Origin of the sequence: Shewanella sp. Choline-02u-19 (assembly GCF_002836205.1) — a bacterium.
Taxonomy (GTDB): Bacteria; Pseudomonadota; Gammaproteobacteria; order Enterobacterales; family Shewanellaceae; genus Shewanella.
Genome location: NZ_PJBE01000012.1, coordinates 199,872 through 216,286, shown reverse-complemented (window position 1 = coordinate 216,286; position 16,415 = coordinate 199,872). Strand labels below are relative to the sequence as shown.

The window sequence follows — 16,415 nt, the reverse complement described above, 5'->3', positions numbered from 1 at the left end:
TTAATTGATCTTTAATCTGTGAGGCCGCTGCAATCTTGCTTGCTAAGCCTCCTCAAATCCTTGATAGGAGATACGGTTGATATACCATACCTGTTCGCCAACAGGCGTATGGATCACGGCTTCATCATCAACCTCTTTTTTCAACAGACCACGCGCCATAGGGGAATCAATCGAGATGTAGTCATTACGGCCAAAGATCTCGTCATATCCGACGATTTTAAATACCCGCTTCTCAGCAGCATCATTTTCAATCTCAACCCAAGCACCAAAAAAGACCTTACCTTCTTGCGCTGGTGAATAATCGACAACTTTAGTATTTTCGATGGCCTTGCGCAAATAACGCACTCTACGGTCTATTTCTCGCAGTTTCTTCTTGTTAAAAGTGTAGTCCGCATTTTCACTTCGATCGCCTAAGCTCGCAGCCCAACTGACAATCTTAGTGATTTCAGGTCTAAGCTCGCGCCATAAGTAATTCAGCTCTTTCTGCAATTTTTCGAAACCTGCTCGGGTGACGATGTTTGTTCTCATACGGACTACTTTTTAAAGGTTAACGATAATCTGAGGCCAAAAATCATAGCATAATTCAGCTCTGTCGAGGCACTTTACAACGCGGCAGAAATGTTGCGTCAACTTGTGAGCATTTATATTAGCAATTTGTTCAATTTGGTTACAATTTCAAATACAGTCAAACAAAAGAATTATTACTAAATGTTTCAATACCTTAACAACTCGATTCATTTAGTCTTAACGACATAAATGTGCGATTGCGGAATAACTCGCTAGTCATCAACATATTAAAGCGGCTATATTAGGCTAATTCATTTTCAATATCAGCCAGTTGCCTATACCTATTGGCCCTCCTAGCAAAAAAAGGATCCTACGCATGGGACAAGAAACCTCAAAAATTCTCGTTGTCGACGATGATATGAGGCTGCGCGCCTTATTGGAGCGTTACCTGATGGAGCAAGGTTATCAAGTCCGCAGTGCGGCCAATGCCGAACAAATGGACCGTTTATTAGAGCGCGAAAACTTCCATCTACTGGTACTGGACTTGATGCTCCCTGGTGAAGACGGTCTATCCATCTGTCGCCGACTGCGTCAAACAGGTAACACTATCCCCATCGTTATGCTCACCGCGAAGGGAGATGAAGTCGATAGGATTATCGGTCTAGAACTGGGTGCAGATGATTACCTGCCCAAGCCTTTTAATCCACGAGAGTTACTGGCTCGGATTAAAGCGGTAATGCGCCGCCAAACGCCTGAAGTACCCGGTGCACCGACCCAGCAAGAAGAGGAGATCACTTTTGGTGAATTCTCACTCAATCTTGCAACGCGTGAAATGCATCACGGCGAAGAGGCAATTGCCCTTACCAGCGGTGAGTTTGCAGTATTAAAAGTGTTAGTCAGTCATCCTCGTGAGCCTCTATCACGCGATAAATTGATGAACCTTGCCCGTGGCCGAGATTACTCTGCACTTGAGCGTTCTATCGATGTGCAAGTCTCACGCTTACGCCGCTTAATTGAAACCGATGCTGCTAACCCGCGCTACATTCAAACGGTTTGGGGTTTAGGTTATGTGTTTGTGCCTGATGGCTCATCACGAAAGTAGTATGAAAAAGAGATGGTGGCACCGCTTAGTCCCCCGCAGCTCCTTCAGCCAAACAGTGATGTTAATTGGCTGCTTACTGCTGACTAATCAATTGGTGTCTTACCTTTCGGTTGCGGTTTACTTTATTAAGCCGAGCTATCAACAAATTAACCAACTGATTGCACGCCAAGTAAAACTGTTGTTTGTCGACGGGGTCGATGTTGGCCGTGAACACCTCACTATGGTAGACGCACTTAATGCCAAAGTGGGTGACGATGCCATGCAGTTTTATAATCAAAAAGAGGCGCGTCAAGCAGGTATTGAACGGGCAACCTATTACGGTTTTCTCTCGTCACAAATGTCAGAATACCTCGGCGGTGAAGCCGAAGTGCGCATTGCACAAGGTGAAGAGTTTGAAATTTGGATCCGTCCACCTCAAGCTCCCTCTCTTTGGATTAAAGTTCCGCTCATCGGCTTGAACGAGAAAAACCTTTCGCCACTCACCCTATACTTAATGGTGATAGGCGCCTTGAGTGTCGCCGGTGGATGGTGGTTTGCCCGCCAGCAAAATCGCCCTTTAAGACGCCTACAAAAAGCCGCAATTGCAGTGTCTCGTGGTGATTACCCCGAGCCTTTACCCATCAGTGGTTCTAGTGAAATTGTTGAGGTGACCAATACGTTCAACCAGATGTCCTATTGCATGAAACAACTAGAGCAAGACAGAGCCTTGTTAATGGCGGGGATTTCTCACGATCTCAGAACCCCCTTAACTCGAATTCGTTTGGCGTCTGAGATGATGGTTGAAGAGGACCAGTATTTAAAAGATGGCATTGTGCATGACATTGAAGATATGGATGCCATTATCAATCAATTCATCGCCTATATACGACAAGACCAAGAAGGTACTCGCGAGCTAGAACAAATTAACGATTTGATTAATGACGTGATCCAAGCAGAATCTAATCGTGAAGGCACCATTGAGTCCGATTTAAGTGAATGCCCACAAGTTCTGATGCAAGGCATTGCTATCAAACGTATTTTAAGTAATTTAGTGGAAAATTCTTATCGTTATGGCAATGGCTGGGTCAAAATAAGCTCGCAGTTTAACGGCAAATACCTTGGCTTTAGTGTTGAGGATGATGGCCCCGGTATCGTTGAAGATCAGATCCCCAAACTGTTCGAACCTTTCACTCAGGGCGATACCGCCCGCGGTAGCGTCGGATCAGGTTTAGGTCTAGCAATTATCAAGCGAATCGTTGACCGTCACCAAGGTAAAGTCATTCTCACCAATCGCAATGAAGGCGGCCTGCACGCCCAAGTTTGGCTGCCGCTAGAATAGCGTCACCATCATTGAATCAGAGCCTCTTTCAAGCCGTCGTCTATCGAATCTTCAACAATACGCCTAACATTGAAAGCCCAGAGAGAGCGCTAAATTAGTCATCGATTCAATGGCGTTAGTATTCGCTGTTTTCTTGTAATTTTTTTGTAATCTAAGTGACATATTCTTGCATCATCTTTTTGATGTGAGTCAACGGAATGAAAATATCAACCCTATCGCTTTCTGCATCAGCTGTATTGCTGCTCATTGCAGCATTACTCGCTGGCGTCGTGTTTTGGAGCAGTGAAGAGCGGCTGTTCATTGAGCAACAAACTTCCCAGCTACAACAGATCCAAAAAACCTTTTTAGTTGAAATCAGACGTGAGCTTGATAGGTACCTTACTAGTGGCGACGCTAGTAAGCTTGAACAAGCTAAGCTCAACTTAGCTAAAATTGAGATGCAAATCAGTCAACAACAAAGCGTTGAAGTGTTGCCGCTACAAGCTTCGATTCGACACTTTATTATCGCCCTCGATAATGACTATCGCGCTGCGGGTAAGCTTGCAGGTAATCCCAGGCAATTATTAGCCCATGCTGAATCAGAGATGCTCGATTACAATCGTCGTCTGGCTGATTATGCGCTTCAAGGCTTGCAGCAACAGCCACGACTTGCCAATAAATACTTAGCCTTAACCAGAGAACTGCCACCCTTGATCTATGACTTATCGCAAGTCACTGACGGGTATTTGATCGGCAAAGAGCAGCGACTGAAATCCATATTAGACAGCCTTATTAATGAGCTTAACTTGTGGCATGACAAGCTCGATGCTCTGCCGCTTATCGGGATATATGAAACGCTGGAAGTTGACGAGTTTGCTCTCGGAGATGAAAGCGGAGAAGAGATAGAGATAGGAGAGAGCGCCCACAGTGAACTATTAAGCTTAAGTAATCGCTATAACAAAGAGGTCAACAATACCCACTCGCTATTGATTAAAAACCAACGTACTCAGCAAGCAATGGCTCAGGATATCGCCACCATCGAACAGCTATTATTGGCGCTCGGTATGGAGCAAGAGCAACATAATCAGCAACTAAAGCAAGAACTCAGTATCGCTATCTATACTATGGTGTCTGTGCTTATTCTTTTTGCTATTGGCTATTTAATACTGCAACAACGGCGGGTAATTAAACCGCTCAAACATCTTAACCGCGCCTTCCACAAGTTAAGTGAATCCAATAGTCGAGAGCGACTGGCAATTCAGCGTCGCTGCGAAACGGGTCAAATTGCGGGCCATTTCAACCAGCTTTTACAGCGCTTCGAGAAAGAAGATGAGGTACAACGTGAGCAGATAACTCATGTATCCAAATCTCTTAGCTTACTCGTTAACCGTATTTCATACCTTTCAGCCAGTACAGAGCAGACTCAAAATATTGTGCTCACCGCACAAGACCAAACTGAGCATATCCGTGTATTGGCACAAGATGTGAGTCAAACCTCGGGACAAGTGGAGCAAAGCGCACAACAAACCATGCAGCAGATGCAGCTCAGCCAGCAAGAAGCCCAAGCCGTGCTCGATGCAACAGCAGACTCACAAGTTGCAGTCACTCATTGCCATCAATCGCTTGCTAGCCTTACAACGTCGGTTTCTGACGTGTCTAAAATCATTGATGTGATTAGTAATATTGCCGAACAAACCAACCTACTCGCCCTTAATGCTGCTATCGAAGCCGCTAGAGCGGGCGAGCAAGGCAGAGGCTTTGCCGTGGTTGCTGACGAGGTCAGGAATCTATCGCAACGAACCCAAATATCACTAAAAGAGATTATGCAGATCCTCAACCAGCTCACTCAAGCTAATACTGACCTTGATGAACGAGTGCATGGCATTGAAGAGGCTACACAGACTCAAAGACAACGCGCACAGAGCCTATGGCAAGTCGCTCAAAATGTGCAATTTCAAGCAAGCGATATGGCCAGAACCGCCAAACAAGGGGCTAATAGTGCCTTAGAGCAAGTCAGCTATTTGGACGACTTTGTTAGCGCAATGAACAGCCTTAAAGACCATGCTCAAGCTGCCTCACAGCAAAGTGATGAGATAGCCAAAGAGGTTGAATTAAGCGTTGAAAATATCGAAGTCAGCTTAGGTATTAAGACGAGCGTTTGAAAAACATGCCGGTGATGCTAGGTTTTTGTAACCTTTCGGTAAGAATCCAGCTAAAATAACAGTACTTTCAATAGCGTGATGCTGGATTTTAACAAAGGGAATAGGGATATTATGAACAACCTCCTCTTAAGCGCGGTTATCGCGACAAGCTTTTTATCAGGTCAGGTTAATGCAGCCGAGTCTGACTCCCCTTTTGCAATATCCATATTAACGGCTATGGAAACCTATGAAGACTCTCCTGATAGCTCCCTGTCTAAAGGTGTGGGTGTCTCTGTCATCTGGGACGACCTTCGCTACGATAATACCTACCAGTTAGACAAGAATTACTTTAGAGTCCGCGGCACTTATTATTACGAGCAAGATTCAGAAAAATACGACGAAGATAGATATCGTAACTCGATGGACATGAAGCTTCAGTACCAACGTCCTTTCATGAATATCAACAATAACGCTAACCACACCTTAAGCTTTGTAGGTCGCTACGAAGGTCACTATAACAGCCAGCAACTTGAAGAATTTGAACAACTCGCCATTGCAGGGCTTGGACTCAACAATCGCTACGGTGATGTCAATTACTATGACCTAGGCCTAACACTTGGTGTTGCATATAGCGAAGAAGAGAAAGATGACGATTGGCCACGCGAATATAAAGGCATTACCGAAGATGAGTTAAATCGTCGAGGTTACGGCTACTACTTTGCTTGGAGCAACCGTTACACCTTTGGTCACTCTGGTGTGCAGTTAGGCATTGATTACAGCCGTTATGATGGCCTTTGGGGTTATAAAGATGGTAAGTCATACACCTTTAACCGCCTAAACATGAGCGTGGTCGTGCCGTTAGCTGATAACAATAACTTGCTGCACTTTATCACTCAATATATTGACCGAGAATCAGAGCAAGACTTGATTGGCTTTGATGACGTACTGTATCGCGTTGCCGTTGAATACGTGCATTATTTCTAAAAACAGCAAAATAAGAAAGGAGCTATTAAGCTCCTTTTTTAGATGCTTTTACCGCTTAAAGTGTCGCTAGAATCGCTTCGGCAGTACTGACTTCAAATGACTGTGGTGCTTCAACATTTAATGTTGTGACTACGCCATTATCAACTACCATCGCATAACGCTGTGAACGCACACCGCCAAAACCAGCAGTGTCCATCTCGAGTCCTAATGCTTTGGTAAAGCTCGCATCACCATCGGCTAACATCATCAATTCAGATGCATTTTGCGCAGCTCCCCATGCTTTCATGACGAATGCATCGTTAACTGAAACACATGCAACAATATCAACACCTTTAGATTTGAATTCGTCAGCCATCACTACAAAACCAGGTAGATGAGCTTCAGAACAGGTCGGTGTAAAGGCGCCTGGTACTGCAAAAAGTACCACTTTTTTATTGGCGAATAGCTCAGCAACATTATGATTTAGCATACCATCGGCTGTGAGTTCTGCCAGAGTGCCAGTGGGTAAAGCTTGTCCTTGTTCGATCATTAGGTGTTCCTTTCAATGTTAGAATAGTGGCTGTATCTATATGCTAGTGCAATTTACCGCAAACAAATACAGAGAGAAAACAGGGTTATCAAATTAGTAGCCCTTTATATTGTCCATAAAAAAAGCTCATCGTAAATGATGAGCTTTCAAAGTGTCGCTATTTCCACTACGACTTTCCGCCTCTAGTTACCGACACCACCGGTGTTAATCGGGCCACTGTCAGCCGTCACCGCAGGCCACTGGATCAAAAATGGCGCTCTAACGCCCCCTTCCCAAGTGGTTCCTTTCTCACCATGAAACGGCGTCATACCACCGTCAGGCCAAGTCATTATCTCTGGTCCATTGTCGGCTGTGAAAATAATAATGGTGTTATCGGCAATCCCTAGCTCTTCAATTTTTGCCAGCATCTCACCAACATGATCATCAAGATCTTTCATCACCACTTCTTGAAGACCCCAACCATTAGTACCCAGCATTTTTTCATATTTAGGCGAAAGGTGTGTCCACACATGGCCGCGAGATGGACAATACCAGGTGAAAAATGGTTTGTTCGCCTTTACTGCTTTTTCAATAAAGTTAATGGTGTGCCTGTTAACTTCATCATCAAGCGTCCGCGTCCGCATCCGCATCCGCATCCGCTCAATAGACAATGGTCCGTCATCTTTAATCGACTGGCCACCCTTACCATCGGATTTAGCATGGATCACGTTTCGCGGCGCAAACTTCTAAAACGCTTTATCTTTTGGCCAATCGGGATCTTCGGTGTATTCCATCGCATTCAAATGGTGTAACCAGCCCCAGTATTCGTCAAAACCATGCTTGGTCGGTAAAAAATAATATTTTACAGACACTTATAACTATCTTCACCGAGTAACTAAAGAGATCGACGGTGCAGAAATTGAGGATAAAAATAGCCATCTAATTCACGTTCACCTCGCAACCTAACGCTATTGCTGTACATACTCCGCGATAATCTGCCCCAGTAAACCAATTCCATTTTCCATCTCCTCATTCCATGGCAACGCATAGGTTATTCGGAAATAATTATCGTAACGGCTATCGAGCGTAAACATGGCTCCAGGGGCAATAGACAATTTATTATCAATCACTTTATACCACAACGCTTGGCTGGTTAAATCCGCTGGCAGCTGAAACCAAATACAAGGGCCGCCGCTAGGCTGACTAAGATAAAACGGTGTTGCGGTAATGGTAGCCAAGTGCGGCCTAAGCAGTGCCATTGTCGCACTGTAATTCTGCTGTATTTGAGATCTAAGTGCAGTGAGGTGCTTGTGATAGCGGCCAGAATCCATCATCTCTTGTACCATGTGCTGCAGCAAGATACTTGGCTCTTCGGCGACGGTTTGCTTAGCAAATTGACACTCATCAAAGCTATTAATACACAATAAATAGCCCAAGCTGATGCTCGGTGAAATGGTATCGTAAAAATCGACAATGCAGATCACTCGGCATGATGACTGCTCACACACCAAACTTGCAATAGTCACAGGGCGTTCACTGCCAAAATAGAGTTCACCACGATCATATTCAATTAACGTCACATGATGTTTTTCAGCCCACTCAATAAGCTGTAGTTTTTCGCTGTTACTGAGCACTCTGCCAGTAGGATCAGCAAAATTGGGATTCACCAAATAGGTCGTAAAAGACTGCGATTCATAAGCGCTACTTAACAGCGCAAGCTCGTCTTGATAGTCAGCCTGCATAGGTATTTCAACCACATCTGCATTGAACTGTTTCAACATGGTTTGAAAATAAAATGACATAGGTGACTCGACAGCAATCGGCTGCTGTAAAGCTTTAGCTGCGATAAGCGCTAGCATTAACCCTTCTTGTCGTCCGTTAGTGATCAGAACTTGTTCATAATTAAACACTTGCTGACTGCGCAACAGATGCTGACAAATAGCCTGCCTAAACGCAGCAACGCCTTCGATTGGATCTTGCATCCATAGCTTATAAGGCCGTTTAGCCAGCGCTTTTTTGTGCAGCTGATTAAGCAGCAACTCGGGATCTATCACTGTACTGGGTGCAGTGCACGATAACGGTAAAATATCATCATCATTAAAGGAGTATTGCACCGCTCTATCGAGTGTTAACCCGGCAAGCACCCTATTGATTTGGCGACCATAATTAGGCGGTTTGGCATTGACTCTAGAGACCACAAAATAGCCACGTTTGGGCTTGGCGACCACCCAGCCTAAACGCTCCAATTCATGATAAGCCTGCATGATCGTTGATATCCCCAACTGCCTTTGTTTAGCGAATGTGCGCACTGACATTAGCTTTCCCGTCAGTTGACCTTGCTCAATGGCAGTCATGATCTCATCGACAACTTTTCGATATTTAAACGCTGCCATTAGTGATTCACCATCTGTATTGGGTTTTATTGGCTTTAACTGTATCTGTTTTGCATTTCAATCTATAGGTAAAGTAAAAACCAATACAGAATAGAGGATGTAAAAAATATGAAAGTCATCACTGAAACAGAGCGCTTAATCATTCGCGAATTCAATCGCGATGACGCCCAAGCTGTTTACCACTTTAACTCTCCAGAAATCGTCAACCGCTACACGGGTGATGCCGGTCTGTGCGAAAGTGTTGAAGATGCCGCTGGGATCATCGAAAACATCTGGATTAAAGAGTATGCAGAATTTGGCTTTGCTCGTTGGGCGGTGGTGCTAAAAGAGACCGGGCAGGTTATCGGCTTTTGTGGCTTTAAAAATGAAACGCGTATTAATGCTGTCGATATTGGTTACCGTTTTCACCCCGACTATTGGGGCCAAGGCTTTGCCACTGAGTCAAACCAAGCGTGTCTCACCTATGCTCGTGCCCATATGGATTTGGATATGGTTTATGGCGAAGTGATGCCAGAAAATAGCGGCTCTATCCATGTGCTGAAAAAGCTGGGAATGCAGTTTGTAAAACAGTATCAAGAGGGTGGGTACACCATCGACAGCTATGTAATCCAGCTGAAGTAGCCCCAAGGGTAAGTCCACTTTAAACGATGAATTAGCGTTCTGCCTTAGGCATCATTATCAAACGTTTCGTGAAAAATATTGCAACTGGAGGAGGTACATATTCGTATCAGTAGGTGCTTTACCACTATGATTCACCGTCGCGAGCTAACTCTACACGGTGACACAGTAACAAGGGGAAATAAGCTGTCCCTTGCTACTGCTCCCTTTGACTAACCTAACTGCCCAGCGACTAACAACTCACGCGTTTCAGGGATCTCATTGTAAGACAACACGTGCAACCCTCGTGCAAACGCCAAGGCATAACGAGCCAAAATGGGCCTCAGTTGAGGAGAGACTAACAATAATGGGCTATGACCCTGCTCCTTCGCCTGCGCTAATAACTGCGGCATTCGTTGCTGTAATTGTGCTAACAATTGTGGCTCAACCGGAAAGCTATCTAGTGATCCCTTCCCCTGTTGTTGTGACTGGTTAAGCGCCGACATTAAGGTTTGTTCAAGCTCAGGGGCTAATGTCATCACATTAAGTTTAGGCTCTGCGCCCACAATCGAGTGCAAAATAGTATTGCGCAAGGCACAGCGTACATCCGCGGCTAATAATACTGGATCTTTCGTGTTCTCACTGCAATCGAGTAACGTCGTCGCAATGGTCCGAATATCCTTTAGTGACACTTGCTCTTTCAGCAACAAACGATAGACCTTAAGCTGTAATATTGGCGTTAACGCGTTATTGAGCGACTCCGCCAATTTAGGGCTTTGTTTGGCCAAACGATCACTCAACGACAGTACATCATCATGTTGCAACATATCGGGTAGGGATTCACGGATCAACTTGCTCACATGAGTGGCAATAACAGTGGCATTATCGACAACCGAGTAACCAAGATTGAGCGCTTTTGCTTTGTGAGTTTGATCTATCCAAGTGGCATCCATTTGGTAAGCAGGCTCTTTGGTAATCACCCCATCTATGTCGCCAAATACCGGGCCACTCTTAATGGCCATTAGCCTATCAGGATCTAACTCTGCGGTGACAACAGGATTACCCATTAAACTAATTTGGTAAGCATTAGGCGCCAATGACAGGTTGTCGCGCACTCGCACTTCTGCCAATAAAAAACCAGCTTGTTCAGATAGTGTACGACGGATCCCGGTCAGGCGCTTTTGCAACTCAGCTCCTTTACTGCGTTCAACCAAATGCACTAAACGATACCCTAACCTCACCTCAATCAGATCGGTATAAGGTAGGCCGTCCCAACTGGGAGCGGATGGCTCACTTAAATTGGTTTCCCGCAGCTGTTCAACTTTGGATTCGGCAATCTCTGGCGGCCTTTGACCCTGTTTCCAAGCCACAAACCCCAGCAGTGCCGCAAAAGATAAGAATACTAAGCTCGGCATACCAGGCACGATACCTAGGATCAGCATTACGATCGCAGCGGTCACCAATGTTTTAGGGTTGGCCAACAATTGCTGACGCAATTGCTCTGGCATCTCTTCGGCATCGGACACACGAGTCACAATTATGGCAGCAGCAGTTGAAAGCAATAACGAGGGGATTTGTGCGACCAGACCGTCACCAATCGTGAGCAAGGCATAAGTCTTAAAGGCTTCTCCGGCACTTAAGTCATGCATGAAGACACCGATTGCCAAACCGCCCAACATGTTAATGGTCAGAATAAGGATACTGGCAATCGCGTCACCACGAACAAACTTTGAAGCGCCGTCCATTGAACCGTAAAAATCAGCTTCACGGGCGACCTCTTGTCGCCTGTCTCTAGCTTGTTCTTGCGTTAACACACCCGCATTAAGATCGGCATCAATCGCCATCTGTTTGCCGGGTAAAGCGTCCAAAGTAAAGCGCGCCGAGACTTCTGAAATTCGCTCGCCACCTTTAGTGATCACCACAAAGTTAACGATCATCAAAATAAGGAAAATGACCGCACCAACAACATAGTTGCCGCCAATCACCACCTCACCGAAAGCTTGAATCACTTTACCAGCAGCATCGCCGCCTTCATGCCCCTCAATCAACACAACTCGAGTCGAGGCAACGTTCAATGTTAGACGTAATAAGGTCGCTAACAGTAGTACCGTTGGAAATACCGAAAACTCTAAGGGTCGCCGAATGGATACTCCAACAAGTAACACCATCACCGCCAACACGATGTTAAAGGTAAAAAAGATATCGAGCAGCCAAGGCGGTAACGGTAAAATCACCATTGCCAACACCGCTAGCAGCATAATTGGAATACCGATATAACTTGGACTACCGGCAAAAGTACGTGAAAACCAGTTCATCAATTCAAATAACCTTTAATCATGTTGTAAATTTGTAGGAATAAAAAAGTGGGGTAGAGGATCAGGCTTGGCCTGCTGACCTTGGCGCGCAGCCTGCAGCTGCATGACATAAGTCAGTACATGGGCGATCGCCACAAAGAGCCCTGCGGGGATCTGTTGTTCAACTTGTGTGGAGTAGTATATTGCGCGCGTTAATGGCGGCAACTCAACAACCTCAACACCATGACGCTTGGCGATATCACGCATATAGAGCGCCAGCTCGTCAGTTCCCTTAGCCACGACGTACGGCGCATCGGCCTTAGTTAATTCATATTTTAGCGCCACGGCATAATGGTTGGGGTTCACCAGTAAAACGTCAGCTTTAGGGATTGAAACGTCCGCCCTTGAACGACTGATACGTTGCTGCATTTGACGAATTTTGGCTTTAACCTCAGGCTTACCATCTTGCTGTTTGTGCTCATCCTTCACCTCTTGCAAAGACATTTTTAGCTCTTTGTGATGGTGCCAATATTGATAAGGCACATCTATAAAGGTGATGACTAACAATCCTAGCCCCAGATAGAGCATGGCCAGACTCAACATATCGATCCCACGAGAGACTGCTTCATCAATAGGTAGTTGGCTGATAGCCATCAAGGTTTGGAAGTTTTTTTCCAGAAATAACAACATAATGCTGATCAATAGCACTATTTTTAGTATCGACTTAACTAACTCGACCAAGGACTTAACCGACGCAATGCGACCTAAGCCCGCAATAGGATCGATACGGCTATATTTAAAACTCGCATTTTTAAAGCTTAAGACAGGTCCACCCGGCATTGCCCCAGTAATGATTGCAATGATGCCCACCATTAAAAACAGTGGGCCCAGAATATTGAGTATTTCCAATAATGAATACGCCAAATGCCTCATCATCATGCCAGGCTCATCTAACTGCGCCTTGGTGAACGACATGTTGACTCTCGTCATCTCGGCGACTTTAGAGGCTATCCAGTCTGCGGTAGTGGTGAGTAATATTGAGCAACCGATAATCAACGCCGAAGACGCTAAGTCTTTTGAGCGAGGAACCTGCCCTTCATCGCGAGCTTTTTTAAGCTTCTGCGGTGTCGCTTTTTCAGTTTTACTCTGACCGGTATCTTTACTGCTCATGGGCTACCACCAATAAACTGATACATGGAGGACAGAGCATCTAAACACAGATCGCTATAACGGTTAGGTAAACCAGTGAAAGAGAAGAACACGCATAGCAGTCCCATCAACATCGACATCGGGAAACCCAGTGCAAATACGTTTAATGAGGGTGCGGCTCGGCTTAACACACCAAACGTAATGTTAACGACTAGCATGGCCAAAATAGCCGGTAATGCCAACATAAACGCTGCGGCAAACAGCCAGGAGAAACGCCCAATAAGCCCCATTAGTGGCAAATCAAACACACTGCTCCCTATTGGCCACAATCTAAAACTATCGACCAATATGCCAATAGCAACTAAGTGGCCATCTAATGCCAAGAATAATAGGGTGCCATAAAGCAATAACCACAAGCCAATAATAGGGTTGCTCCCTCCGCTAGAAGGGTCGTTCATCACCGCCATCGATAAACCCATCTGCATCGACATCATTGCGCCAAGTAGCGTCATAACATGGATCATAATCGATAAGAATAGCGCTAACATAAAACCAATAAGCAACTGCTCTATCGCTAAGATTAATGCCATAAAAGAGAGGGCATCCACTTGTGGCACTGGCGGTAGGAGTGGCGCAACTAAGGCTGAAATACTGAACGCTAACAACACACGCACGGTAACGGGTATAAAGTTACTGCCCAAGAAAGGCATCACCATAAATGCGCCCATAATACGGCAAAATGGCCACCAGAAAGTACCGATAAAAGCACTGATTTGGACAGAGGTAAGCGATAACATGCTACTAATCCTCAACCAATGATATGGGGAATATTCATAAACAATCGATTAAAGAAATCACTGATCTGCATCAATAGCCATTCACCTGAGAACAGCACCATCAATAGCGTTAGTACCAGTCGCGGTAAAAAACTCAACGTCTGTTCATTGACCTGAGTTGCCGCCTGAAACACTGCAATAACCAATCCCATCAACAACCCCGGAACAACCAAAACCCCGACCATTGTCACGACAAGGAATATCGCCTCAGCAAACATTCCGGTAAGTTCATTGACGTCCATAACGCTAAAAATATCCGCGAACGAGTAGAGCAATAACACTGGGCCAGTCATTTAACACGACTAACATCAGCATCATAGTGCCAAGCAGTAGATATATAATGTCGCCTATTGATAGCACCAACATTTGCGGATCACTCTTTACATCACTCATCCGTTATTCCTCTGCAGGTGATCTAATCCATCAATCATCTTCCTATCCATAACTGGCGACCAAAGTGCTAACCGTCATTGACCATCCATCCACTAATACAAAGACCATCAGCTTAAACGGCAAGGAGATAATTAGGGGTGAAAGCATCATCATTCCCATCGACATCAAGACACTAGCGACCACTAAATCGATCACCAAAAAAGGCAGGAACAGCAAAAAGCCAATTTGAAACGCTGTTTTTAATTCGCTCAACACAAATGCCGGCATAAGCACAAAGAAAGGGATCTGCTCAGTCGTTAACGTTGTCGGTTCATCAGCGATCTTTAGCATCTGTTCAAGATCCGTTTCACGCGTTTGCGCCAACATGAACGCTCGCAATGGTTTCTCTCCACGATCAACCGCTTCCGTCAACTCTATTTGTCCCAGATCGTACGGTAAAAAGGCCTCATCATAGATGGCTTGCCCCACTGGACGCATAATGAAAATGGTCATCACTAAGGCAATACCAATCAGCACCTTATTGGGTGGACTTTGTTGTAAACCCAATGCTTGCCGCAAAATTGCCAACACGACAATGATCCGGGTGAAGCTGGTCAACATCATCAATAGTGCAGGTAAGAAGCTCAGCACTGTCATTAGTGCCAAGATCTCTAATTTAACGTTTACAGACTGGGTTTTATCACCATCAGCCAGCGAAAATAACGTTAACCCATCTCCTGCATACGCCGTCGATGAAAAACAGACGAATACAACCAGCAACACTCGCCACATAGTTAATTAACTGCTCCGGTTAGACTCGTCGCTTCGACTTCAAGTAAACGCACACCATAGCGACCATTAACCTCAACCACCTCACCACGCCCAAGCAATGCACCGTTAACACGAATATCGAGTGGTTCTCCCACCATGCGGTCAAGTGCAACAACATCGCCCTCACCCATTTTTGCCAACTCCCCTAAAGATATCTCTACGCTAGCGAGCTCTAGCGTCACATGTACAGGAAGCTGATTAAAAAACGACATGTCTTTTACAGGCTTAGCCTGAACTTTGGGTTCATCAATCACATCTTCTGCAAAAAAATCGTCGTCTAAAAGAAAATTGTCATCCTGCAAAATACTATTTTCAGCCATTGGATTGTTCCTCCATTTGAAAGGCTTCTTGAGTTAATTTGGCCACTATTTGGCCCTCATGGGTATGTACGGTGGCGTAAAAAAGCGGTCTTTTCCCAACCGTCAACGGACAGCGAGAATGTAAGTTCATCGGTAAAATATCGCCTACAGCAACATTTTGTAGTGAGGTAACAGGCATACTCTGATGCCCAAGCTCCAGCGAAGTTCGCAATGGAATTTGTTTGAGTCTATTGGCTAACTTCTCTGACAACTCAGGGTCAGCCTGATATTGACTCGGCTGCTCAGCCATCAACTCTAACAAGTGCTCAGCCATATAAAAACGAATGGGTTGACCATCATGCCCAGGCGGAAAGCTCAGTTCACAGCAGGCAGTGGCTTTAATAGGTGCAGCATTCAATACCAGTTCAAGCTCGAGTTTATCGGCATCCATGTCGGTCACTGGTAACCTTGCTATCACAGCCATTATTATCCGTTTCACGATACGAAGTTCAGAGTGACTGGGCGCCCTTAGCGGGGATTTTGCAGCTGTCAAACAGCTACCATAATAGCCACTTGCCAGCTGATCTAAGGTGCACTTGTCTATTTCCCACCAACCTAGCTCAATACGGTTATAACTCAGCAAAAACCAAGCATGGTGTAATTGCGGTGTCACTTGATTGCTTTTGGCACTGAGGGATACATTTGATAGCGCTAAATGACCTTGGCGTATAATAGGCATGAGTAACAAATTAACGGCATCCAATATTGGACGCTGGCACAATGACAATTGCATCAACAATCGACTTCGAGCCAACTTTTCTTTAATCAACACCACAGGTCTTAATTCAACACCTTGGGCAGACTTAATTAGATTAGCTTTCGCAGTTGTTTTAATTATAAATCCCCACACAATAAAATACCGTCAAATAACCGACGAAATGATTTAAATAGTTATTAAAATGACGAGTGCCAAAATAACATCGTAATAAAAAAGTAAAATACAAAGGTTATTCTTACAGAGCTTATTAGTCACAAATTAACAGTAACTTAGATCAATCACACACAAAGGCAGCATTAAATAGACATGTGACAATATGTATTGACG

The 16,415-nt window shown here is 44.9% G+C and carries 18 protein-coding genes; 5 read left to right on the top strand and 13 right to left on the bottom strand.

Annotation, left to right across the window (positions count from 1 at the left end; translation table 11 throughout):
• Nucleotides 1–42: 42 nt before the first annotated feature.
• Nucleotides 43–528, bottom strand: a complete 486-nt coding sequence (gene greB, locus CXF83_RS03060; protein WP_101090786.1) for a transcription elongation factor GreB — start codon at nt 526–528, stop codon at nt 43–45.
• Between the two features lie 355 nt (nt 529–883).
• Between greB and ompR the strand changes: the two genes are divergently transcribed.
• The 4 genes from ompR to CXF83_RS03040 all read left to right on the top strand — a co-directional run bounded on the left by ompR (nt 884) and on the right by CXF83_RS03040 (nt 6,031).
• Nucleotides 884–1,609, top strand: coding sequence for an osmolarity response regulator transcription factor OmpR (gene ompR, locus CXF83_RS03055; protein ID WP_101090787.1), 726 nt, complete (start codon nt 884–886; stop codon nt 1,607–1,609).
• A 1-nt stretch (nt 1,610) separates the two neighbouring features.
• Nucleotides 1,611–2,927: a two-component system sensor histidine kinase EnvZ gene (gene envZ / locus CXF83_RS03050; RefSeq protein ID WP_101090789.1), complete on the top strand. Its 1,317-nt coding sequence runs from the start codon at nt 1,611–1,613 to the stop codon at nt 2,925–2,927.
• Nucleotides 2,928–3,124: 197 nt separating this feature from the next.
• Nucleotides 3,125–5,068, top strand: a complete 1,944-nt coding sequence (locus CXF83_RS03045) for a methyl-accepting chemotaxis protein (RefSeq protein WP_101090791.1) — start codon at nt 3,125–3,127, stop codon at nt 5,066–5,068.
• A gap of 111 nt (nt 5,069–5,179) precedes the next feature.
• Nucleotides 5,180–6,031, top strand: coding sequence for a hypothetical protein (locus tag CXF83_RS03040; RefSeq protein WP_101090792.1), 852 nt, complete (start codon nt 5,180–5,182; stop codon nt 6,029–6,031).
• A gap of 55 nt (nt 6,032–6,086) precedes the next feature.
• Here the strand turns inward: CXF83_RS03040 and CXF83_RS03035 are convergent, their stop codons facing one another.
• From CXF83_RS03035 to CXF83_RS03025, 4 genes are all read right to left on the bottom strand, one after another.
• Nucleotides 6,087–6,560: a peroxiredoxin gene (locus CXF83_RS03035; protein ID WP_101090794.1), complete on the bottom strand. Its 474-nt coding sequence runs from the start codon at nt 6,558–6,560 to the stop codon at nt 6,087–6,089.
• A 182-nt stretch (nt 6,561–6,742) separates the two neighbouring features.
• The gene (locus tag CXF83_RS03030; protein WP_198553502.1) at nt 6,743–7,267 is read right to left on the bottom strand and encodes a sulfatase-like hydrolase/transferase; all 525 of its coding nucleotides are present in this window, start codon (nt 7,265–7,267) and stop codon (nt 6,743–6,745) included.
• 18 nt (nt 7,268–7,285) lie between these two features.
• On the bottom strand, nt 7,286–7,411 hold the full coding sequence (locus CXF83_RS22930; protein WP_257985428.1) for a hypothetical protein: 126 nt from the start codon (nt 7,409–7,411) through the stop codon (nt 7,286–7,288).
• Between the two features lie 96 nt (nt 7,412–7,507).
• The gene (locus CXF83_RS03025; protein WP_101090796.1) at nt 7,508–8,932 is read right to left on the bottom strand and encodes an aminotransferase-like domain-containing protein; all 1,425 of its coding nucleotides are present in this window, start codon (nt 8,930–8,932) and stop codon (nt 7,508–7,510) included.
• Between the two features lie 108 nt (nt 8,933–9,040).
• Between CXF83_RS03025 and CXF83_RS03020 the strand changes: the two genes are divergently transcribed.
• Complete coding sequence (locus CXF83_RS03020; protein WP_101090798.1) at nt 9,041–9,553, top strand: GNAT family N-acetyltransferase; 513 nt, start codon at nt 9,041–9,043, stop codon at nt 9,551–9,553.
• Nucleotides 9,554–9,762: 209 nt separating this feature from the next.
• Here CXF83_RS03020 and flhA read toward each other — a convergent pair whose 3' ends face one another.
• Genes flhA through CXF83_RS02985 form a run of 8 tightly spaced genes read right to left on the bottom strand, consistent with a single transcriptional unit; the run spans nt 9,763 to nt 16,220 of the window.
• Nucleotides 9,763–11,844, bottom strand: a complete 2,082-nt coding sequence (flhA, locus tag CXF83_RS03015; protein ID WP_101090800.1) for a flagellar biosynthesis protein FlhA — start codon at nt 11,842–11,844, stop codon at nt 9,763–9,765.
• Between the two features lie 15 nt (nt 11,845–11,859).
• Nucleotides 11,860–12,993, bottom strand: a complete 1,134-nt coding sequence (flhB, locus tag CXF83_RS03010; protein WP_101090802.1) for a flagellar biosynthesis protein FlhB — start codon at nt 12,991–12,993, stop codon at nt 11,860–11,862.
• The gene (fliR, locus tag CXF83_RS03005; protein ID WP_101090804.1) at nt 12,990–13,769 is read right to left on the bottom strand and encodes a flagellar biosynthetic protein FliR; all 780 of its coding nucleotides are present in this window, start codon (nt 13,767–13,769) and stop codon (nt 12,990–12,992) included. Before fliR ends, flhB begins: the two co-directional genes overlap by 4 nt.
• An 11-nt stretch (nt 13,770–13,780) precedes the next feature.
• On the bottom strand, nt 13,781–14,050 hold the full coding sequence (locus CXF83_RS03000) for a flagellar biosynthetic protein FliQ (protein ID WP_101090806.1): 270 nt from the start codon (nt 14,048–14,050) through the stop codon (nt 13,781–13,783).
• A 4-nt stretch (nt 14,051–14,054) separates the two neighbouring features.
• On the bottom strand, nt 14,055–14,201 hold the full coding sequence (locus CXF83_RS22440; protein ID WP_157822904.1) for a hypothetical protein: 147 nt from the start codon (nt 14,199–14,201) through the stop codon (nt 14,055–14,057).
• A gap of 42 nt (nt 14,202–14,243) precedes the next feature.
• Complete coding sequence (gene fliP / locus CXF83_RS02995; protein ID WP_101090807.1) at nt 14,244–14,972, bottom strand: flagellar type III secretion system pore protein FliP; 729 nt, start codon at nt 14,970–14,972, stop codon at nt 14,244–14,246.
• A 2-nt stretch (nt 14,973–14,974) separates the two neighbouring features.
• Nucleotides 14,975–15,331, bottom strand: a complete 357-nt coding sequence (gene fliN / locus CXF83_RS02990) for a flagellar motor switch protein FliN (protein ID WP_101090809.1) — start codon at nt 15,329–15,331, stop codon at nt 14,975–14,977.
• Nucleotides 15,324–16,220 (bottom strand): FliM/FliN family flagellar motor switch protein, encoded by an 897-nt coding sequence (locus CXF83_RS02985; protein WP_232775017.1) that lies wholly within the window; start codon nt 16,218–16,220, stop codon nt 15,324–15,326. The genes fliN and CXF83_RS02985 overlap by 8 nt, the downstream gene beginning before the upstream one ends.
• Between the last annotated feature and the right edge of the window lie 195 nt (nt 16,221–16,415).